This is a genomic window from Cupriavidus sp. IDO (assembly GCF_000812465.1).
Classification (GTDB): Bacteria; Pseudomonadota; Gammaproteobacteria; order Burkholderiales; family Burkholderiaceae; genus Cupriavidus.
The window spans coordinates 1-18,158 of the sequence record NZ_JWMA01000021.1 but is presented as its reverse complement, the minus strand read 5'-3'; the positions used below and the strand labels follow the sequence as shown (position 1 = coordinate 18,158).

The 18,158-nt window shown below is 64.7% G+C and carries 22 protein-coding genes and 2 pseudogenes; 6 read left to right on the top strand and 18 right to left on the bottom strand.

What is annotated here, in order from left to right:
* Positions 1–61: 61 nt before the first annotated feature.
* The 5 genes from RM96_RS07220 to RM96_RS07200 are packed head-to-tail and all read right to left on the bottom strand — an operon-like array spanning position 62 to position 5,162.
* Complete coding sequence (locus RM96_RS07220) at positions 62–1,288, bottom strand: ABC transporter substrate-binding protein (RefSeq protein ID WP_039009278.1); 1,227 nt, start codon at positions 1,286–1,288, stop codon at positions 62–64.
* A 47-nt stretch (positions 1,289–1,335) separates the two neighbouring features.
* Entirely contained in the window at positions 1,336–2,679 is a 1,344-nt protein-coding gene (locus RM96_RS07215; RefSeq protein WP_039009277.1) for an amidase, read from the bottom strand.
* 2 nt (positions 2,680–2,681) lie between these two features.
* Positions 2,682–3,062: a cupin domain-containing protein gene (locus tag RM96_RS07210; RefSeq protein ID WP_039009275.1), complete on the bottom strand. Its 381-nt coding sequence runs from the start codon at positions 3,060–3,062 to the stop codon at positions 2,682–2,684.
* 45 nt (positions 3,063–3,107) lie between these two features.
* A complete protein-coding gene (locus RM96_RS07205; RefSeq protein ID WP_039009273.1) occupies positions 3,108–4,592 on the bottom strand; it encodes a 4-hydroxyphenylacetate 3-hydroxylase family protein in 1,485 nt (494 codons plus the stop codon).
* A gap of 36 nt (positions 4,593–4,628) precedes the next feature.
* On the bottom strand, positions 4,629–5,162 hold the full coding sequence (locus tag RM96_RS07200; RefSeq protein ID WP_039009271.1) for a flavin reductase family protein: 534 nt from the start codon (positions 5,160–5,162) through the stop codon (positions 4,629–4,631).
* A 369-nt stretch (positions 5,163–5,531) separates the two neighbouring features.
* On the opposite strand from RM96_RS07200, the gene RM96_RS07195 reads away from it, so the two are divergent.
* Positions 5,532–6,755 carry an IscS subfamily cysteine desulfurase gene (locus RM96_RS07195; RefSeq protein ID WP_039009268.1) on the top strand — a complete coding sequence of 408 codons (1,224 nt, stop codon included), beginning with the start codon at positions 5,532–5,534 and terminating at the stop codon, positions 6,753–6,755.
* Positions 6,756–6,780: 25 nt separating this feature from the next.
* Here RM96_RS07195 and RM96_RS07190 read toward each other — a convergent pair whose 3' ends face one another.
* The gene (locus RM96_RS07190; protein ID WP_039009266.1) at positions 6,781–7,323 is read right to left on the bottom strand and encodes a MarR family winged helix-turn-helix transcriptional regulator; all 543 of its coding nucleotides are present in this window, start codon (positions 7,321–7,323) and stop codon (positions 6,781–6,783) included.
* Positions 7,324–7,426: 103 nt separating this feature from the next.
* Between RM96_RS07190 and RM96_RS07185 the strand changes: the two genes are divergently transcribed.
* Positions 7,427–8,008 (top strand): hypothetical protein, encoded by a 582-nt coding sequence (locus RM96_RS07185; RefSeq protein ID WP_039009264.1) that lies wholly within the window; start codon positions 7,427–7,429, stop codon positions 8,006–8,008.
* 10 nt (positions 8,009–8,018) lie between these two features.
* Here RM96_RS07185 and RM96_RS07180 read toward each other — a convergent pair whose 3' ends face one another.
* On the bottom strand, positions 8,019–8,342 hold the full coding sequence (locus RM96_RS07180; protein WP_193752407.1) for a M20/M25/M40 family metallo-hydrolase: 324 nt from the start codon (positions 8,340–8,342) through the stop codon (positions 8,019–8,021).
* 27 nt (positions 8,343–8,369) lie between these two features.
* On the opposite strand from RM96_RS07180, the gene RM96_RS40805 reads away from it, so the two are divergent.
* On the top strand, positions 8,370–8,630 hold the full coding sequence (locus tag RM96_RS40805) for a hypothetical protein (protein ID WP_052279359.1): 261 nt from the start codon (positions 8,370–8,372) through the stop codon (positions 8,628–8,630).
* A 122-nt stretch (positions 8,631–8,752) separates the two neighbouring features.
* Here RM96_RS40805 and RM96_RS07175 read toward each other — a convergent pair whose 3' ends face one another.
* A complete protein-coding gene (locus tag RM96_RS07175) occupies positions 8,753–9,055 on the bottom strand; it encodes a Dabb family protein (RefSeq protein ID WP_039009262.1) in 303 nt (100 codons plus the stop codon).
* Positions 9,056–9,144: 89 nt separating this feature from the next.
* Positions 9,145–9,279: a DUF2798 domain-containing protein gene (locus RM96_RS39850; RefSeq protein WP_238587133.1), complete on the bottom strand. Its 135-nt coding sequence runs from the start codon at positions 9,277–9,279 to the stop codon at positions 9,145–9,147.
* Here RM96_RS39850 and RM96_RS39845 point away from each other — a divergent pair.
* Positions 9,231–9,452, top strand: coding sequence for a hypothetical protein (locus RM96_RS39845; protein WP_238587134.1), 222 nt, complete (start codon positions 9,231–9,233; stop codon positions 9,450–9,452). The genes RM96_RS39850 and RM96_RS39845 overlap by 49 nt on opposite strands.
* 25 nt (positions 9,453–9,477) lie before the next feature.
* On the opposite strand, the gene RM96_RS07170 is transcribed toward RM96_RS39845, so the two are convergent.
* From RM96_RS07170 to RM96_RS07145, 7 genes are all read right to left on the bottom strand, one after another.
* A complete protein-coding gene (locus RM96_RS07170) occupies positions 9,478–10,545 on the bottom strand; it encodes a maleylacetate reductase (protein WP_039009260.1) in 1,068 nt (355 codons plus the stop codon).
* A 36-nt stretch (positions 10,546–10,581) separates the two neighbouring features.
* Positions 10,582–10,944: a SphA family protein gene (locus RM96_RS40500; protein ID WP_274520153.1), complete on the bottom strand. Its 363-nt coding sequence runs from the start codon at positions 10,942–10,944 to the stop codon at positions 10,582–10,584.
* Positions 10,859–11,575, bottom strand: coding sequence for a SphA family protein (locus RM96_RS40495; protein ID WP_274520152.1), 717 nt, complete (start codon positions 11,573–11,575; stop codon positions 10,859–10,861). The genes RM96_RS40500 and RM96_RS40495 overlap by 86 nt, the downstream gene beginning before the upstream one ends.
* Before the next feature lie 97 nt (positions 11,576–11,672).
* Positions 11,673–12,503 (bottom strand): intradiol ring-cleavage dioxygenase, encoded by an 831-nt coding sequence (locus RM96_RS07160; RefSeq protein WP_039009259.1) that lies wholly within the window; start codon positions 12,501–12,503, stop codon positions 11,673–11,675.
* Positions 12,504–12,520: 17 nt separating this feature from the next.
* Positions 12,521–13,111, bottom strand: a complete 591-nt coding sequence (locus RM96_RS07155) for a malonic semialdehyde reductase (protein ID WP_039009257.1) — start codon at positions 13,109–13,111, stop codon at positions 12,521–12,523.
* Between the two features lie 62 nt (positions 13,112–13,173).
* Positions 13,174–14,727: a 3,5,6-trichloro-2-pyridinol monooxygenase TcpA gene (gene tcpA / locus RM96_RS07150; RefSeq protein WP_039009255.1), complete on the bottom strand. Its 1,554-nt coding sequence runs from the start codon at positions 14,725–14,727 to the stop codon at positions 13,174–13,176.
* 101 nt (positions 14,728–14,828) lie between these two features.
* Entirely contained in the window at positions 14,829–15,377 is a 549-nt protein-coding gene (locus tag RM96_RS07145; RefSeq protein WP_039009253.1) for a flavin reductase, read from the bottom strand.
* A gap of 150 nt (positions 15,378–15,527) precedes the next feature.
* Between RM96_RS07145 and RM96_RS07140 the strand changes: the two genes are divergently transcribed.
* Positions 15,528–16,499: a LysR family transcriptional regulator gene (locus tag RM96_RS07140; protein ID WP_039009251.1), complete on the top strand. Its 972-nt coding sequence runs from the start codon at positions 15,528–15,530 to the stop codon at positions 16,497–16,499.
* 91 nt (positions 16,500–16,590) lie between these two features.
* On the top strand, positions 16,591–17,469 hold the full coding sequence (locus RM96_RS07135; RefSeq protein ID WP_052279358.1) for an FAD synthetase family protein: 879 nt from the start codon (positions 16,591–16,593) through the stop codon (positions 17,467–17,469).
* A gap of 64 nt (positions 17,470–17,533) precedes the next feature.
* Here the strand turns inward: RM96_RS07135 and RM96_RS39840 are convergent.
* Positions 17,534–17,728 (bottom strand): annotated as a pseudogene (locus tag RM96_RS39840) (PLP-dependent aminotransferase family protein); the annotation flags it as partial.
* A gap of 13 nt (positions 17,729–17,741) precedes the next feature.
* Positions 17,742–17,894, bottom strand: a pseudogene (locus RM96_RS36820) (ISKra4-like element ISBte1 family transposase); the annotation flags it as partial.
* Positions 17,895–18,158 lie beyond the last annotated feature (264 nt).

Genomic DNA, 18,158 nt, shown 5'->3' with positions numbered 1-18,158 from the left:
TTGCTCTCTGCAATGAGGTGGAGCGCCGGCTGGCATGCCGGCCTCGGTGAGGGGTATCGGCCTACTTCCTGACCAGCGGACAAGTGCTTGCGCTGAGCGGGCGGAACGCTTCGCTCGCGGGGATCACGGTCTTGATCTTGTAGTAGTCCCAGGGGCGCTTGGACTCCTGTGGCCGCTTCACTTCGACCAGGTACATGTCGTGCACCATCAGGCCGTCGGCGCGGATCGTGCCGTTTTTGGCGAAGAAGTCGTTGACCGGGGTCTCGCGCATGCGCACCAGCACGGCATCGCTGTCGTCGGTGCGCGCGGCCTGGATCGCTTTCAGATAATGCGTGGTTGACGAGTACACGCCGGCATGCACCAGGGTCGGCATGCGCCCGGTCTTCTCGAAGAAGCGTTGCGACCAAGCGCGCGTGGCGTCGTCGCGGTCCCAGTAGAACGATGTCGTCAGCGTCATGCCCTGCGCGGCTTGCAGCCCCAGGCTGTGGATGTCGCTGATGAACATGTGCAGCCCGGCCAGCTTCTGCTTGCCCGCGGTGTTGATGCCGAAGTCCGCGGCGGTCTTGATCGCATTGACCGTGTCGGCGCCTGCGTTGGCCAGCCCGATCACCTTCGCGCCCGAAGCCTGCCCCTGCAGCAGGTAGGACGACAGGTCAGCGGAGTTGATCGGATGCCTGGCCTTGCCCTTCAGGGTGCCTCCGACACTGGACAGCGCCTCGGTGCCGTCCTTCTCCAGCGACGCGCCCAGCGCGTAGTCCACCGTCAGGAAGTACCAGCTGTTGTCGCCGCGCCGGGCCAGCGCCTTGACCGTGTTGGCCGCGAAGGCATACGTGTCGTACGAGTACTGGATGGTGTAGGGCGAGCAGTCTTCATTGCTCAGGCGCGTGGTGCCGGCACCGCTGGCGATGACGATCTTGTGCTTGAGCTTGCCCAGGTTGGACACGGCCAGCGCGACCGAAGACGGCAGCGCGTCCTGGATCACGTCGACCTTCTGGTTGTCGATCCAGCCGCGCGCCAGCGTGGCGGCGACGTCGGTCTTGTTCTGGTGGTCGGCGCTGACCACCTGGATGGGGGCGCCCAGCACCTTGCCGCCGAAATCGTCCACGGCCATCTGCGCGGCCACCACCGAGCCCTTGCCGCCGATGTCGGAAAAGATCGACGACATGTCGGTCAGCACACCGATCTTGACCACGCCGTCGCTGATGGGGGCCGGGTCGGCTGCGGAAGCAGTCGCCGCGAACAGGGTGGCGCAAGCCAGTAAGGCGGCGCCGGTACGGATATCAGGCATTGTTGTCTCCACTGTAGTTATGGGTACTTCTGTACTGTTGCCGGGGTTCAGCCCCGTTCGTGCCGCAATGCCGACTCAATGCCCATGCCGATGGCCAGCAGCCTGCGGTCGGACAGGTGGCGCCCGAACAGCATCAGTCCCACCGGCGCGTCGCCCAGGCGATGGCACGGCACCGACAGCGCGCACAGGTCGAGCATGTTGGCGATGGCCGGGTTGCGCAGCAGCAGCCGGTTGGTGCTGAAGAAGGCTTCGTCGCCGTCCAGGTCCACGATGCGCGGCGCCACGACCGGCACGGTGGGCAGGACCACGGCATCGAATCCCGCCAGCTCGGTATCGGCCTGCCGGCACAACTCGCCCCTGCGCTGCAGCATGCGCAGGTAGTCGGCGGCACGCTGCCCGTCAGCCAGTCGAATGCGCGACAGCACGCGCGGGTCATAGCGATCGGCCTGTTCAGCCAGCAGGCTGCCGTGCCAGGCACTGGCTTCCGCGGCGACCAGGCCGCCGTTCGCGCCGATGCCGGCCAGCTGGTCCCAGCTGTCGAAACTCACGTCCTGCAGCAGCGCACCCGCCGCCGACAGCCGGCGCAGCGTGCGGCTGAAGACCTCAGCCACCTCGTCCGACATGCCTTCCAGCACCAGGCCGGTGGGCACCGCCAGGCGCAGCCCGGCCAGCGGCGCCGGTCCCGCGGGCGGCGCCTCACCTGCCATCACGGCATCAATGGCGGCGCAGCACGCCACGGTGTTAGCCAGGCAGCCCACCGAGTCATAGCTGGGCGACAGCGGCACCGTGCCCTGCAGCGGCACGCGGCGCGCCGTGGGCTTGAAGCCAGCGATGCCGCACAACGCCGCCGGAATCCGGCACGAACCGCCGGTGTCCGAGCCGATCGCCGCCAGGGCCATGCCGTCAGTCACCGACACCGCGGCCCCCGACGACGAGCCACCGGGAATGCGGCCCGCCTGCCGGTCGTAGGGATTGCGTGGCGTGCCATAGTGCGGATTAATGCCGACGCCCGAGTAAGCGAACTCGGTCATATTGGTGCGCCCGACAAACACCGCCCCCGCCGCACGCAAGCGCGCGATGGCCGGCGCGTCGGCACTGGCCGCACGCTCCGGCAGCACGCGGGCGCCGGCGCGGGTCACGTCGCCCTGCACGTCGAACAGGTCCTTGACGGACACCGGCACGCCGGCCAGCGGGCCGGCCACGCCCTGCTCGCGCAGCATGTCGCTGGCCTGGGCCTGCTTGCGCGCCGCCATGCTCACGCCATGCGGGAATACGCGCGCGCCCTCGCCGCCGGGATTGCAGATACGTTCGACGCATGACGCCAGCAGGGACAGCGCGTTGGCGCTGCCCGCGGCAAGCTGGCGCTGCACGGTTGCGATGGTCGCTTCCATGATCAGGCCGGGTCGTAGTAGTGGATCTCCAGCAGCATGCAGCCGCCGTTCGACTTGAAGGGGCCATGGAAGGCGCCGGGCGGGCGGCAGGCGTAGGTGTTGGGGACGAAGGCCTCGCCGCCCTTGCCATTGGCGTCGTTGCCGACGGTCAGGTCGCCGCTGAGCAGGTAGACCTCTTCCCAGTACTCATGCACGAAGGGCGAGGTGGTGAACACGCCGGGCTGGAAGCGCAGCAGGCGCGTACGGCTGCCGCTGCGGCCGTTCTCGTCCAGCGAGCCGGACAGGATCTTCTGCTGGATACCCGACGGATAGCCGTGGGGGACCTCCCAGCCGGACTCCAGGTCCAGGGTGTGGAACTCGTCGTGAAGTTTGGTGATTGCCATGTCGATCTCCGTGTTCGAGGCGGGAATTGGGAAAGGTGCGGATAGTCAGGCGGCCTGCGGCAGCTTGGCCAGTTCGCTTTCGAGGGAATAGCTGCCGAGCATGTTGTCGACCAGGCCGGATGCGTTCTGCCAGTCGTAGGTGCGATAGGCATGGCCCTTGGTAACGAAGGTGGCGCCGGCGTAGAACATCTCGTACTGGTTGTGGCGCGACGCAAACTCGGAGCCGACCGCGTCCCAGGCGAGCTTGAAGAACTTGACACGCTCTTCCGGGCAGCACACCGGCGACTTCTGCGTCTTGGCAATGATCCCGGCGAGCGACGGATTGGCGAAATCCTCGATGCTCGACGGCAGCATGATCATGCCGCCGCCGGCCAGCTCGCGCAGCGTGGCCAGCACCTTGCCGTAAAGCTGCTGGGTCACCACCTGCGAGCCGTACAGCATGCTGCGGTCCGGCACGAAGTAGCCGTGCTTGCCGACCTGGCCCTTGGCTTCCATGCCGTAGACCCAGGCCTCGACCATGCCCGCTTCGGCGGCCAGCTGGCCCAGCATTTCCCTGACCTGCGGGAAGCTGTTAGTGCCGTTGATCTCGGTGATGCGGTGCGCCAGGCCCACCAGGAAGCGCAGCTTCACCATCAGCCGCACCTGGCACTGGTAGTTCTGGTAGACGTGCGCCGGCGTGGCGTGGAATTGCCTGGCGCACAAGCCCACGTCGCCCGCGACGAAGATGCGCTCCCACGGCACCTTGACGTCGTCGAAATAGAGCACCGCGTCGTTCTCGTCAAAGCGGCTGGCCAGCGGGTTGTCGAACACCGAGGTGGCATTGGCTTCGTACGACTTGCGCGACATCACCTTCAGCCCCTTGGTGTTCATCGGCACCGCGAAGGACAGCGCATACATCTCGTCGCCCTCGCGCAGCGGCTGGATGCAGCTGCAGAAGACTTCGTTGGCCATGATGCCGCTGGTGGCCAGCATCTTGGCGCCACGCACGGTGATGCCTTCCGCGTCCTGGTCGACGATGCCCACCGCCAGGTACTTGTCTTCCTGCTCGTGCGCGGACTTGGACTGGTTGGCCTGCGGGTTGACGATCACATAGGTGAGGAACAGGTCGTTGTCGCGGGCATAGCGGTAGTAGTCGCGCAGCGCGCCGGCGCGTGCCGGATCGGCCTGCTCAAAGACATCGATGCCCATGTACATGCCCGAGATGCAAGAGGCCACGTGGTCGGGCGATCGGCCCATGAAGCCGTAGTGCAGCTCGGTCCAGGCTTCCAGCATCTGGCGGCGCTCGACCAGTTCGTTGTAGCTGGTCGGCAGCTCCCAGATCCGGCTGACGCGCCGGTCGGTACCCGCCGGCTGGAAGGTCATCTTGTCGACATTGCCGGGCTGCGCCTGGAAGTCATAAAGATTGGCGTAGCTACGAATCGAGTTGCGGAAGGCCGGGTGGCTGGTGACGTCCGTCACCCGCTTGCCGTCCAGGTACACCTCGCGGCCATCGCGCAGCATCGCGATGTGCTGGTTACCGGTCTTGATCATGTCGTTCTCCTGTGATGACTGTCCGTTCTTGTGGATTCAAGCGGCGGTCGGGCTGTCTTCCAATGCCCGGTAATTGCCGCCAAAGAAGATGAGCGGCCGGCCGTCCTGGCGGGCCTGGTGGCGGACCACCCGCCCAATAAAGATCACGTGATCGCCGCCGTCATGCTGGGCATAGGGTTCGCACTCGAAGGTGGCGAGCGCGTCCGGCAGCAGCACATGGCTGTCCCCTTCGCCGTCACCGAAGTCGATGCCTTCCCACTTGCCGGAGTTCGCCCTGGCGAAGCGGTTCGAGATATCCTGCTGCGCTTCGGCCAGCACATTGACCGCATAGCACCGCGCGGTGCGCAGGTCGCCCAGGCTCAGGCAGCGGCGGTCCACCGAGAACAGCACCAGCGGCGGGTCCAGCGATACCGAGTTGAAGGACGCCACCGTGATGCCGACCGGCACCCCTTCTTCGCGCGGCGCGGTAATCACGGCGACGCCTGTTGCAAACATCGCCAACGCATTCCTGAAGCGGCGTTGCGCTTCGGCGTCCACCTTGACGCCCTGACCGACAGAGGACTCAGCCATCACGACTCCTACGCAAGTGTTCTCACCAAACCGGTTACATTGTTTATTTACCTTTGTAACTTAGGTTTTATTGAATGCTAGAAAACAACGCCATTCAAGTTGGTGGAAACCCTAGAGGGTGAAACTGAAGCGGAGCGGCGACAGCTCGAGAAAGGCGTGAAACCCTTGTGGGACAAGGGTTTCACGCTAGTGGGCAGGTAGCGCCTGGCGGCCGGAATTGCAGCTGTCCGCGCATCAAGCAACCCTACCGGCAGCATGGCACCGCCGCGAGCCGCCGCCGCCCGGTGCTAGACTCCGCTCCACTTTCCTTGACCAGCGGGTACGCTTTGCCCACGGTCGTCCCCACATCCGCTTCCAGGAATGAGCGCTATGCAATCCGAGCCGAAGACCCTTCCGATCTACATGGACTACAGCGCGACGACACCGGTCGACACCCAGGTCGTCGAGAAAATGGTTCCCTACCTGCACCAGCAATTCGGCAATCCCGCATCGCGCAGCCACTACTACGGCTGGCAGGCGGAAGACGCGGTCGAGGCTGCGCGCACGCATGTGGCGGCGTTGCTGAATGCGGACCCGCGCGAGATCATCTGGACCTCTGGCGCCACCGAAGGCAACAACCTGGCGATCAAGGGCGCGGCGCATTTCTATCGCGGCAAGGGCAACCACATCATCACCGTCAAGACCGAGCACAAGGCCGTGCTCGACACCTGCCGCGAACTGGAGCGGCAGGGCTTCAAGGTGACCTATCTCGACGTTGGCACCGATGGCCTGGTCGACCTTGACGCGCTACGCGCAGCCATGCGGCCAGACACCATCCTGGTGTCGGTGATGATGGTAAATAACGAGATCGGCGTGATCCAGCCGGTCGCGCAGATCGGCGAGCTCTGCCGCGCGGCGGGGGTGGTGTTCCATTGCGATGCGGTGCAGGCCGCCGGCAGGATCGCCATCGACCTGCAAGCCCTCAAGATCGACCTGCTCACCGTGACGGCGCACAAGGCCTATGGCCCGAAGGGCATCGGCGCGCTCTACGTGCGGCGCAAGCCGCGCATCCGCATCGAGGCGCAGATCCATGGCGGCGGGCATGAGCGCGGCATGCGCTCGGGCACCCTGCCGACGCACCAGATCGTGGGCATGGGCGAAGCCTTCAGGCTGGCAAGGCTGGAACTTGCGGAAGAGGCGCGCCGCGTGGGCGCGTTGCGCGACCGCCTGTTGGCGGGGCTCTCGGGACTTGACGAGGTGTACGTCAACGGCAGCGTGGCCCACCGTATTCCGCACAACCTGAACATCAGCTTCAACTATGTCGAAGGCGAGTCGCTGATCATGGGCATCAAGGATGTGGCGGTGTCGTCGGGCTCGGCCTGCACCTCGGCCTCGCTGGAGCCCTCGTTTGTGCTGCGGGCGCTGGGCCGCAGCGACGAGCTGGCGCATAGCTCGATCCGCTTCACGCTGGGGCGCTACACCACCGAGGCGGAGGTGGACGAGGTCATCCGCCAGGTCAGCGACACGGTGATCCGCCTGCGCGAGCTGAGCCCGCTATGGGAGATGCACCAGGAGGGCATCGATGTCGGCACGGTGCAGTGGGCCGCGCACTGATGCCGGCGCACGCCGGCCGCGCGCACTAGCCCTTCTGCCGGCGCGCCTGCAGGTGTTCGAGATCCAGCGCAGCGCGGTCGCCGTTGGCGACCAGCCGGTCCACCACCGAGCACAGCACCTTGAATTCGGTACGGGACACGCCGTCGAACAGCACGTCGTTGATCTGCTGCTGCACTGGCAGCAGCTCATTGAGCAGGCGGGTCCCGGCGGCAGTAATGGTGAGCCGCATCTTGCGCTTGTCGTCGGGATGGGCCTTCTTGTCGATCAGTCCCAGCTTTTTGAGCTTGCCGGTCTCGATGGTGATGAAGGGGCCGCTCAGGTGCAGGTGGTCCGCGAGCTGGTTGACCGTTACCTCGCCTTGCTGCGACAGGTGCAGGATCGAGCGGATCAGCGAGTACTGGACCCCGGTCAGGCCGATCAGGCTACCAAAGCCGTCGCGCACGGACAGCAGGCGCGCGGCAAACGGCAGCAGGCCATTCACCAGGTGCCGGAACTCACGGTCCGAGCCGTCGACCAGGCAGGCCGGGTGCGTAACGGTCAGGTTCTTGTTTGCAGGAGTCGTTGCCATCGGCGGAATGTCCACTTAGCTTTTGATGCAAGCTTTGTGCCAAATTCTATCAAACTCCCTGCAACACCCCGCCCCTCCCTTAATCCATACTCTTGAGTCCAGCATGAACACGATCCCGCTTGCCACCGCCAAAGCACGGCTGGCCCAATACGTCGAGGCCAAGGACAACAACCGTCCGGCGCTGATCCATGAAGCCTTTGCCCTGGATGCGTCGCTGACCTTTTCGATCGATACCGACACCATCAGCTTTCCGCAAAAGGCCGAAGGCGCGGATGCCATTGCCTCCACGCTGGTCAGCGAGTTTGCGAAGACGTTCGACCGCTGCCGAACCTACTACATCGGCGACGCCGCTGCCGCGCTGGACGGCAACGCCATGACGATCCCCTGGCTGGTGGTAATGCGGGAAACGGCGTCCAACGCCTTGCGCGTCGGCAAGGGCTATTACCGCTGGGGCTTTGACGCGGGCGATGACGGCACGTACCGTATCGCCAGCCTGCATATCCATATCGAACGCATGGACACGATCGCCGATCCCGGCGCGGTCACGCTGGCGGCCCTGCAGACGGCGCTGCCCTATCCGTGGCTGCCCGCACCGGTGCTGGCTGCGGCCGTCAAAGCGCACACCGGCGCGCAGCCCGCACAGGGGTTCCTGAATGTGTTCGCGCAAGCGGCCCGCATGCCCTGACGGGCGCGGATCATTTGGCCGGCAATTGCTGCGCGACCAGCGACCCAGTACGCCGCGCCCAGTGGCAGGATCTTGTCGTTGAAGTCGTAGTAGGGATTGCGCAGCGGCGGGTCTTCCGCGCTGTCGCCAGCGCCAGCATGAAGGCGAAGTCTTCCGGGCCCATGGCCGGCTCGATATCGGTCTTCACGTTGTCGGCGCCCACCAGTTGCGCGGCGGCGGCGATGGCGGCGTCGGTCTCGGCGGGGGTATTGACCACGCTTGGGTAGCCGGGGCGGTAGTCGATCGCGATCCGTGCGCCGTGGGTTGCGCCCACGCGCTCGCAGATCTGCCTCATCTCAGTCTGCGTGCGGTCGCGCACCAAGTGCTGCGCAGCACCACCGACTCAGGCAGCACGTTCCAGGTATCGCCGCCGTGGATCTGCGTGATGCTGACCACGACCGAGTCGGTGGGATCGGTTCGGCGGCTGGCAATGGTCTGCAGCCAAGCGCCGGGCGGCTACGGCTATGCGTACCTGTTTGCGCAATCCCATGAGAACTACAGGCTGATCTTCACGTGCGGCGCCGTGGCCATGGCAGTAGCGTTCGTCACCGATTTCGCAGTACGGCAACCGCGGGCCGACTGACGCAATGCCCCCCAAACAAAGGCACTCTGGCGCTCAGCGAGGGCCGGCCCCGTACTGCAAGGCCTTCCTCCAAGCGTGCGGAAAACCAGCCTATCACCACCGATTTTTCTGATGAACGTGACCTAGTCAATGACATAGTCAACCTGGTGACGGGCGATCCTGACGGCGGCCAACTCACGCTTAATCCTGAGGTGAGCAGGATGGGTTGAGTAAGAGTCTAGTGCGTCTCTGGATTCGAACTCCGTGTAGAGCACCACATCGCACGCATAGTCGATGCGACTGACGTCGGCGCCAACCTCAAGAGTCACAAGACCCGGGATAACGCCAATCAGTCCGTCGAACGCTGCATGTACGCGACACACACTCTCACTCTTTTCTTCCGGACTCGAACCTCTCACCTTCCACATCACAATATGTTTGATCATCGGTGCCAAACCTATTTGTCTATTGCATCGCAATGGTTCATCTCGAGTTTTGGCGCCCTTTTACCCTCGGCGAAGGGCACGGCTGGCGTTCAACCCGTGATTCGGTTTGCGAGCCAGCGAATGAACGGCGCCACGGCGATGACGACGGGCAACATTGCAACCCAGGAAAAAAGATATGCGCGCAGCCAGTGAGAAACAAACGTTCCCTCCGCAACAAACTGCACGCTTGCGATTGCTGATGCCACCGCACACGTTACGCCAGCCTGTATCGCTGCGAACGTCAAATGGTTGTATTCCTTTGGGATTTTCCACATCTTTTACCTTCTCGCTTGTCATCACCATAATTGCCCATAACAAGGCAAATCCGCCATCACGTCTGCGCGCCGCCGACCGGTAAGCCAGAATTCCGAATGCCGCCCACGTCAGACCGGTCGGCGACCCTCCCAGGCGTTCTGCAATAGTTCGCGGATCGCCCCGGCTTCGAGTGGGCGCGGATTCGGGTACTGGTTCCGCAAGGCGATCTCGCACGCCTTGTCGAGTTCATCCTCCCGCATGCCGATTTGATGCAAGCCAAGCGGGGCACCAGTCGTACGTGCCAGATCGAAAGCACCTTGTGCCGCATTGGCTGCGCCCAGCGCCTGCGCGATGACGGCCATGGCGCCCGGCGCCGCCTTCGCGTTGTAGGCAAGCGCGTGCGGCAGGATGATGGTGTGCGTTTCGGCATGCGGCAGGTTGAAGCTGCCGCCGAGCGTGTGGCAGAGCTTGTGATGCAACGCCACACCCACGCTGCCGAGCACGGCGCCACACAACCACGCTCCGTACAGCGCTTGCGCACGCGCCTCGTGCGACCCGGCCGTGTCCCGTTCGGTGACGAGCGCCGGCAGAGCCGCCGCGATGGTCCGTATCCCTTCCTTCGCCATCAGGTCCGAAATCGGGCTGTGGTCATGCGCGTACAAGCCCTCGGCGGCGTGCGCCAGCGCGTTGATGCCACTGGTGACGCTGACCGCGACCGGCAGCGAGTAAGTGAGTTCAGGGTCGTAGATGACGGTGCGCGGCAGCACTTTCACGTCAGTGCCTGTGCGCTTCAGGCCCGCATCGGTGAGGCCGTAGATCGCTGTCATCTCCGAGCCGGCATAGGTGGTAGGAATCGCCAGCACCGGCAGGCTCATCTCGAGGGCGATGGCCTTGGCGAGCCCCGTGGTCGAGCCGCCCCCGATCGCCACCACGCTGTCGGCGCCCAGCTCGAATGCCATCGTACAGGCCGCGCGCGCGGTCTCGACCGGCACGTGCATCACGGCACGGTCGAAGATACCAATTGCGCGAGCGCCGAGCAGGTCCACCACGTGCTTGGCCAGCGGGCGCTGCTCGGGTGTACAGAGCACCAGGACGCCGGACACACCCAGCGTATCGATTTCCTTGCCGACCTGCCGGATTGTGCCGGCGCCGAAGACGATGCGCTGGGCCCGGGTGGAGTACTGGAATGCGTTCATCGTATGGTCTCCAATGTTGTCGGAATGAATCGCCAGTCAGAGCGATATGCGGGCCATGGCCCAGATCCGGTTGCCTTCCGGGCGATTGCGCGCGCCGAACTCGAACTGACCCTTGAGCGCGAAGCTCACCTTGTCGGTGAGCTGGAAGCAGATATCGGGCCCAAGCGCCGTGACGCGGCCACGGTTGCCGTTGCCGTTGACGCGCACGCCGTTCTGTGTGTCGTCAGTGGTCTGGACGTAGTAATAGCCGTTCAGGCCAAGCGTCAGCCTCGGCGTGACGTGGTAGCCGGCACTGAATTCGATGGTGGCTTCGTCACCCGACTGATAGCTGGTGGCATCGTTGCGCGTGTTGAAGCTGCGTGTTGAAGCCGTACCGGAACTTGGCGCTGATGTCGACATCGCGCGTCGGGAACCAGGTGAAGGCGTAGCTCGGCGCAATCTGGTAGTAGTTGCGACCGATATTGACCGGGTCATGGGCATCGTAGGCGCCGGTCTTGAGGTGGAATTCGACGCCCGCCATCTGGTGAAATGCGCCGCTGTGCCAGCCGAGGAACACCGGCGCCAGGGTCATATCGGCCAAGCCGGTCTTGTTGCCGCCTTTGTCGAGCGGCGGCAAAGGTGCTGGCCTGGCAACCGACATGTCGAGATTCGCCGAGACAATGGGCACCACCACGCGCGTTTCCAGGTTGGCTCCGAACACCCTGACGCCGGGCCAGACATACGACAGCCGCGGCGCCAGCGCATCAAGGCGCAGGTGGAAACTGGCCAGCTTGGGGTTGTCGTGGCCGGTATTGTCCTTGGAGCTGCCCGCATCGTAGTGCTGGTAGAACAGCAGCCAGTTGGCGCCCTCGGGCAGCATCAGGCCGGAATACAGGTTGTCGACCCCGATGGGGTAGGAGTTGCCGCCGCCCTCGGTGGCGCGCGCCGGTACGTTGCCCGCCGCGCATGCGGCGACGAGCGCGAGCCGCCCGAACCGGACTGGCAGCGATGCGCGTGCCCGCCGGACCTTGGCGCCATCTATCGATCCCATTTGCTACTCCGAAAGACCGCGTGAAACACCGGGCCGGCTGGCGCGGTGCGTGGCTGCAGCCGCGCCACCCGTGAGGGCGGCGGGCCGGATTCCGGTGCTAGTTGACCGGATTCAGCACGAAGTCGAAGTCGAGCCGGTAGGTGTCATCGGGTTGGCGCACCCAGTCGCCGATCAGGGACTTGCGCACGCCGAACACGGCGTCGGAGTCGAGATACCTGTCGCCGCGCCTGAAGACGTGTGTCACGAGCGTCTCGTAGCCCGGCGCCTTGATCATGAAGTGCAGGTGCGCGGGCCGCCATGGATGGCGGCCTGTGGCGCGAAGCAGCTCGCCGACGGGGCCGTCGTCAGGAATCGGATAGGCCTGCGCCACGACGGTGCGGAAGTGAAAGCGGCCATCATCGCCCGACTTCAGCACGCCGCGGCCCTGCGCCACTTCAAGTCCTTCGTACTGCACGTCATAGTGGCCGTCCGCATCCGCCTGCCAGGTTTCCACGACGGCATCGGCAACCGGCCGCCCGTCCACGCCTGCAATCCGTCCATGGACCATGCAAGGCTCGCCCCTGGCTCCGTTTGCCAGATCCGCTCCGTGCTCATAGTGCGGCGCGCCCTCGACGTGGAAGGGCCCGAACACAGTGGACTCGGTACAGCCTTCCGGCTTTTCGTGGTTCATCGCCACCGTCAGCATCGACAGGCCCATCACATCGCTGAGCAGGATGAACTCCTGGCGCTTGTCGTCGCACATCTTCCCGGTGGCGGTCAGGTACTCGATACCCTGCTTCCATTCGTCCTCTGTCAGCTTTACCTCGCGTGCGAAGTCGTGCAGGTGTCGCACCAGGCTGGTCATGATCTCCCTGGTGCGTACATTGGGCGTATCAGCCAGGCGCGCAATGACGGCCTGGGTCAGGTTATGCTGGTCGTACTCTTGCATGGCTAGACTCCTGGCCGCTAGGCGAGTTTGCAGGCCTGGTCGAACGACAGGCGTGGACTGCGGGCGAACACTTTTTCGGGGTCGCCATGGCCAAGGCCGCAGATAAAGTTCGAGCGGATGCTGGTGCCGGTGAAGAAAGCCTGGTCAACGGCCTGGTTGTTGAAACCGGACATGGGGCCGCAGTCCAGACCCACCGCGCGCGCCGCGGCAATGAGATAGCCGCCTTGCAGCGTGCCATTGCGAAACGCAGTGGTGTTGGCGAAATCCACCTTTTCGTCGCCCTCGAACCACGCCTTGACCGACGGGTTGTGCGGAAACAGCTCCGGCAGATGCTCGTAGAATCGGGTGTCGTAGCCGACGATAGCGACCACCGGTGCGGCCATGGTCTTGTCGACGTTGCCAGGCGCCAGTGCCGGACGCAGTCTGGCCCTGCCCTCCTCGGTGCGCACGAACACCAGCCGGGCCGGCGAACAGTTGACCGAGGTCGGGCCGAACTTCATCAGGTCATACAGTTCCCGCAGCTTGCTGTCGGGCACCGGCGTGGGCAGCCAGCCGTTCTGGCTGCGCGCGCCGCGGAAGATCTTGTCGAGCAGTTCATTAGTTTGCATCTTGCACTCCTTCGATGGTTCAGTTGTTCCGGCCGGCTGGGGCTAGCCGGAAGTTCAGGCGATCACACAGTCATCGTGCCGCTCAGGGCGAGTTTTTCCTGGTGGCGCGCCGAATCGAGCGCCTGGGCGTAGCCGGCGGTGGCCTTGTATTCGCTCTCGTGGCCATCGCCGAGCTCGATGCCGCAGACCTTGCGGGCCAGGGTGCCGTAGGGGCCCGCGCCCGAGAACTCGGCGCGCTGCATGGTCAGCATGCGGATGGCCTGCAGCGGGGTGCCGTTGAAGTTCTCGAAGACGAACAGACGGTTGCCCCAGTCGGTCAGGAACAGATCGCGGATTACCCGGCCGATCTTCACGCGATCGTGCGCCTTGCCGACCGGGCCGTTATTCATGCGCTCGAACCAGCCGTTGAGGGCCTTGTCGTTCCACTGGTCCTCGCTGGCGAAGATCAGCGCGCTGCGCCCGGAGAGGTCGACCAGCTCATAGATCATTTCCGAGAAGTTCTCAAGGTAGAGCGCACGGCCGAAGTCGTAAATCAGGATGTTCGGCTTGTAGGCGCCTCCCGGCGTATGGAAGCCCAGCTCTTCGCTGGCGACGATATGCGCCAACATGGCCTGGTGGAAGCCGATCAGCTTTGCCACGCGAGTCTGCACGGCGGGGATCTTGTTGGTGCCGATATGCTCGGTGATCAGTATCGCCAGGCCGGCCATCAGTTCGGCGCGCACCGACTGGCGGATGAGGGCGTGATAGTGCAGCCAGTCGAACACACGCTGCGGGTAGAGCTTGGCGTGCTCGGGATTGCCCAGGTGGAACACGTGCGACCATGGAATGAAGACGTTCTCGAACACCGTCATGCCGTCCAGTTCGTCGCCCTGCGAGGCCAGCGGGTGTTCGATGGGATCGTCCTTGACCACGCTCTCACGGCAGACGATGGTCACGCCCGGGGTGTTGACCGGCGTGGCGGCAAAGATGATCTGGTCGCCCGGAATCCCCGGACGGAAGAACACGCCGATGTGGATCCAGTCCGCAAAGGCGACACCCGTGCCGATCGCCTTGACACCTGACACGATGATGCCTTTGTCGTTCTTTTCGATGACGCGCAGCCCGGGCGAGCGCTGCTGGGCATCCGGGCTCGAGCGGTCCATCTGTGGGTCGACGAATTGCGGCGCGCAGTTCAGGTCGTGCTTCTTGGCGAAGTTCACGAAGTCGACGATATTCTTGGCCTTGACCTTGCCCTCGGCGCCGATCGTCTGCGTTTCCCACGGCGACGGATCGTCGATGTAGGTCTGCAGTACGTAGTTATTGACGTCCGGCGTGCGCGGGAACGAAGCGCCGGCCATCTCGCGCATGATGGTCTCGTGGTACTTGCGCTTGCGGCGCAGCTGCTCCTTGTCGAAGTGGCCGAACCATTGCATGGTGCGGCGTTCGCCGTCAGTGTCGACGAAGGTCAGCACGTCCTGCAGGTCGGGACGATGGTGCAGGTCGTAGAAATCGGCGTGGCGCTGCGCGTAGTCGCGTGTCTTGGGGTGCGTCGCGACGTTGTCGATCTTCTCATTGCCGACCCATATGTTGCGGCCGTCGTTGAGCGATTCCAGGTACTGCTTGCCAGTGCGAATCATCGCGAGGTCTCCTTGGTGGGTTTTCGGGGGTGTGACGGTCCCTGCCCTGGAGAAGGGCATACGGACACGGATGTGGGACTCGGGTGCTGCCGGGACGCGCGTCAGGCCGCGACTGGCTGCGTGGTGGCGTAGCTGCGCCGGCAGTAGACCAGCGGCGTGTCGCCGCTTTCGGCGCCGGCGCTGCCGCACACCTGCGCGACGAACACGCTGTGGGTGCCGATCTCGATCTGATCGACTACCTTGCAGTCAAGGGCAACCATGGCGGATTTGCTGTATGGCGCGCCGGTGGGAAACACATCCCAGCTGTCACCGTCGAAGCGCTGCGCCATCGGCACCGCACCGGCTCCGGCGAAGAGCTGAGACACTGCAGCCTGGCTGGCGTGCAGCCAGTTGATGCTGACCACGCCGTTGGACTTGATCACGCTGTTTGCAGCGCTGCGGCGGTTGATGCAGAACAGCACAGTCGGCGGCGAGTCACTGACGGAACAGACTGCCGAGCATGTGAGGCCAGCGCGGCCGCCAGCGCCGTCGGTAGCGATGACGGTCACGGCGGTGACGGCACGCGACAAAGCGTCGCGAAAGCTGGTGGCGTCGATGGCGGCATCTGCAATGGGGCTCTCGATGGCTGCGACGGAAACTGCGGACGACATGGCGATCTCCTCCTCTTGGGGGTCCTTTGTCCTCGCGCTGCGATAGCGCGTGGAGAGAGGTTCGTCTCTGGAAAGCTGCTTTCTGATCTGTGTCAGCTGTGTGAAACTAGACTACAGCCGAGCCGGCCCGTTTGCTAATCACCTCGCATCATGGACACTATTCCCCAGCGTTATGAAGACGAACTCAGCCTGAATCACCTGCTGGTGCTCGAGGTGCTGCTAAGCGAGCGCAGCCTCACCAAGGCAGCGCGCGTGCTCAACCTGACCCAGCCGGCGCTGAGCAAGACGCTGGCGCGGCTTCGCCACTATTTCGGCGATCCGCTGTTCGTCCGGGTGGGCTTGCGCATGGAGCCGACACCCAAGGCCCTGGAGCTGGGCGAGCCGGTGCGGGCTATCCTCCAGAGCGTGCGTGCATTGCGCTCGGACCATGTCAGCTTTGATCCACGCACCACCCAGCGCAGCTTCAGCTTCTTCCTGCTCGATGCCGGCGCCTCGCAGATGCTGCCGCTGCTGCTGAGCCGGCTGGCGGAGGAAGCGCCGGGCATCCTGGTCCAGGCGGTCAACGCAGATGCCACGCATCTCGATCTCTGGCTGGAGAATGGTCTTGTTGACCTAGCGATCGGCTCATTCCCCAGCCTGACGCAGAGCATCCGCCGCCAACTGCTATGGCACGAAACCTACGGCGCCGTCGTGCGCAGGGACCATCCGCGGCTGGCACAGCTCGTCGAGCCAGGTGCCTTCGTCGCCGAGAAACATGTGCTGGTCTCCGCGGTCGGTACGGGCCACGAACATCTCAGCGTCGAGCGCGCCATCGAAGCCGCCGTCCCGCACACCAACATCGTCTGCCGCGTACCGAGCTTTGCCACCGCGGCCCTGATCGCCCGGCATTCTGACGCCGTGGCGATCCTGCCGCTGACGCTGGCGCGCGCGCTGTGCGAGGACCTGGATCTGGCGGTGGTGGCGCCCCCGCTGGCGCTGCCCGGCATGGACATCGCCCAGCACTGGCATGACCGCGTGCACCGCGAGCCCGGCAACCAGTGGATCCGCGCGCTGGTGCACAAACTGTTTGCACGCCACGAGGCCGCGGCGGGCGCGGCCTCGGGGGCGGACATCGAGGGATGAGCGCTGGTTATAGTCGCCATGAAGGCAAGGGATTGGCGTCCTGCGCCATTGCCTCCTAGCATGCGGTTCATGACAAGAGGAGGAGACCATCATGCAGGTGACAAGACAAGCCGACCCGCCGAGTCTGGCAGCATCCGTCGTTTCGATCGGCATCTTCGACGGCGTGCACCGCGGGCACCGCGCCGTCCTGGCCGCGTTACGCGCCACCGGGCGTTTGCTCGGGCTGCCGACCGTACTGCTGACTTTCGACCCCCATCCGCGTGCGTTCCTGCAGCCGCAACGTGCGCCCCGCATGATCTCCACCGTTGATGACCGTATCGCGCTGCTGGCCGACAGCGGCACCGTCGACCACTGCCTGGTGCTGCCATTCGATCGCGCCCTCAGCGAAGCCAGTGCGGATGACTTTGTTCGTGGATTGCTGCTGGCGCGCCTGGGCATGCGTCGGCTGGTGGTTGGCGCGAATTTCCGCTGCGGACGGGGACGCCAGGGCGACGTCGACTACCTTGGCCAGCTTGGCAAGGAGCACGGCTATGCCGTCGAGGCGGTGCGGCTGCGGGCCACCGATGTCGCCGGGACCGGCGTCCGTTGTTCATCCACTGAGGCCCGCCGCCTGATCCAGAGTGGCGACGTGCGCGCGGCCGCGGCACTGCTGACGCGTCCGCACGAGATCCGCGCCATGGTGGTGGGCAGGACGCCCGCGCGCACCAGCGCCGGCGGCGCAGCGGAGATTCGTCTTCCGGAAGGCATCTGCCTGCCGCCTGTGGGGCAATATGCCGGCGCAGTCCGCGCCCAGATTGGCACGCAGCGCTGGCGCCGGGCGCTAGTGCATCTGGCGAGCGCCACCGGCATGGCGCACGTGTTCAGCGACGCGCAGTTCGCGCCGAAGCCCGGCAGCGCAGTGTCAGTGCGTTTCTTCAGCCCGGCACCGGAGAGGCTGTGGGCGGACAAAGATTCGCAACTTCTCATGTAAAGCGAACAAAAATCGGGAGGCCGACGTCGCCGGGCCAGGGTTTCGGGTCATATGGCCACGCCCGTCAACCGTCGAGGCACGCGTACAACGTTTGCGCCAGGCGAGACGCTTCCCCCGCATCCGTGATGTTCGCGAAGCCGATTACCAGGCCGCGTGGCGTGTGCCGCATGCGGCCGTTCGCGTACCAGATCAAAAGTGGCAGCACTGCAAGCCCCGCGTCGCGGGCGCGCGAGGCAACGGCAACGTCATCGACCGGGCCCCCTCCGTAAATTGGGTCGGCGCTCCAGCTTGTGCACGTAGGCAAAACTATGGCCGGCATCCTGATCCCGCAGGGACTTCCCGACGATCACTTCAAACCAACCGTCTTGGCGGCGCCGGTGGCCGGCCCGCCGAAGGTAGCCGCCGTCAATGCCGACCGCGCGGGTCGGACTGAGCTCCGGGATCTCGGGAGAGCGGACGCTCGCCGAAGGGGCGCGGCTATGTAACATAGATGTGCTCCATGATTATCATCATGCCCGCTTGACGCCCGTCTGCACATCTTGCGGCGAAGCCGGCGCATTACGCTACGCCGTGCGCTAAGACGAACTGCTGGCCAGCTGCGGCTGCACACTCACGGGCGTCCGCAAACCACCCTCCTGCGCGCAGATTTGCTATACTTGTACAGGTTCTAGTACGAGTTATCCAAGGAG

Excerpts from the sequence above, each read along its gene's own strand:
- tcpA (WP_039009255.1), bottom strand. The coding sequence starts at position 14,727 with ATGATTCGCACTGGCAAGCAGTACCTGGAATCGCTCAACGACGGCCGC.
- RM96_RS07200 (WP_039009271.1), bottom strand. The coding sequence starts at position 5,162 with ATGGCTGAGTCCTCTGTCGGTCAGGGCGTCAAGGTGGACGCCGAAGCG.
- RM96_RS07190 (WP_039009266.1), bottom strand. The coding sequence starts at position 7,323 with ATGGCAACGACTCCTGCAAACAAGAACCTGACCGTTACGCACCCGGCC.
- RM96_RS07185 (WP_039009264.1), top strand. The coding sequence starts at position 7,427 with ATGAACACGATCCCGCTTGCCACCGCCAAAGCACGGCTGGCCCAATAC.
- RM96_RS07135 (WP_052279358.1), top strand. The coding sequence starts at position 16,591 with ATGCAGGTGACAAGACAAGCCGACCCGCCGAGTCTGGCAGCATCCGTC.
- RM96_RS07160 (WP_039009259.1), bottom strand. The coding sequence starts at position 12,503 with ATGCAAGAGTACGACCAGCATAACCTGACCCAGGCCGTCATTGCGCGC.
- RM96_RS07175 (WP_039009262.1), bottom strand. The coding sequence starts at position 9,055 with ATGATCAAACATATTGTGATGTGGAAGGTGAGAGGTTCGAGTCCGGAA.
- RM96_RS07210 (WP_039009275.1), bottom strand. The coding sequence starts at position 3,062 with ATGGCAATCACCAAACTTCACGACGAGTTCCACACCCTGGACCTGGAG.
- RM96_RS40495 (WP_274520152.1), bottom strand. The coding sequence starts at position 11,575 with ATGGGATCGATAGATGGCGCCAAGGTCCGGCGGGCACGCGCATCGCTG.
- RM96_RS07215 (WP_039009277.1), bottom strand. The coding sequence starts at position 2,679 with ATGGAAGCGACCATCGCAACCGTGCAGCGCCAGCTTGCCGCGGGCAGC.
- RM96_RS07140 (WP_039009251.1), top strand. The coding sequence starts at position 15,528 with ATGGACACTATTCCCCAGCGTTATGAAGACGAACTCAGCCTGAATCAC.
- RM96_RS39845 (WP_238587134.1), top strand. The coding sequence starts at position 9,231 with ATGCGCGCAGCCAGTGAGAAACAAACGTTCCCTCCGCAACAAACTGCA.
- RM96_RS07220 (WP_039009278.1), bottom strand. The coding sequence starts at position 1,288 with ATGCCTGATATCCGTACCGGCGCCGCCTTACTGGCTTGCGCCACCCTG.
- RM96_RS07195 (WP_039009268.1), top strand. The coding sequence starts at position 5,532 with ATGCAATCCGAGCCGAAGACCCTTCCGATCTACATGGACTACAGCGCG.
- RM96_RS07155 (WP_039009257.1), bottom strand. The coding sequence starts at position 13,111 with ATGCAAACTAATGAACTGCTCGACAAGATCTTCCGCGGCGCGCGCAGC.
- RM96_RS07145 (WP_039009253.1), bottom strand. The coding sequence starts at position 15,377 with ATGTCGTCCGCAGTTTCCGTCGCAGCCATCGAGAGCCCCATTGCAGAT.
- RM96_RS07205 (WP_039009273.1), bottom strand. The coding sequence starts at position 4,592 with ATGATCAAGACCGGTAACCAGCACATCGCGATGCTGCGCGATGGCCGC.
- RM96_RS07180 (WP_193752407.1), bottom strand. The coding sequence starts at position 8,342 with ATGAGGCAGATCTGCGAGCGCGTGGGCGCAACCCACGGCGCACGGATC.
- RM96_RS40500 (WP_274520153.1), bottom strand. The coding sequence starts at position 10,944 with ATGTCGACATCAGCGCCAAGTTCCGGTACGGCTTCAACACGCAGCTTC.
- RM96_RS07170 (WP_039009260.1), bottom strand. The coding sequence starts at position 10,545 with ATGAACGCATTCCAGTACTCCACCCGGGCCCAGCGCATCGTCTTCGGC.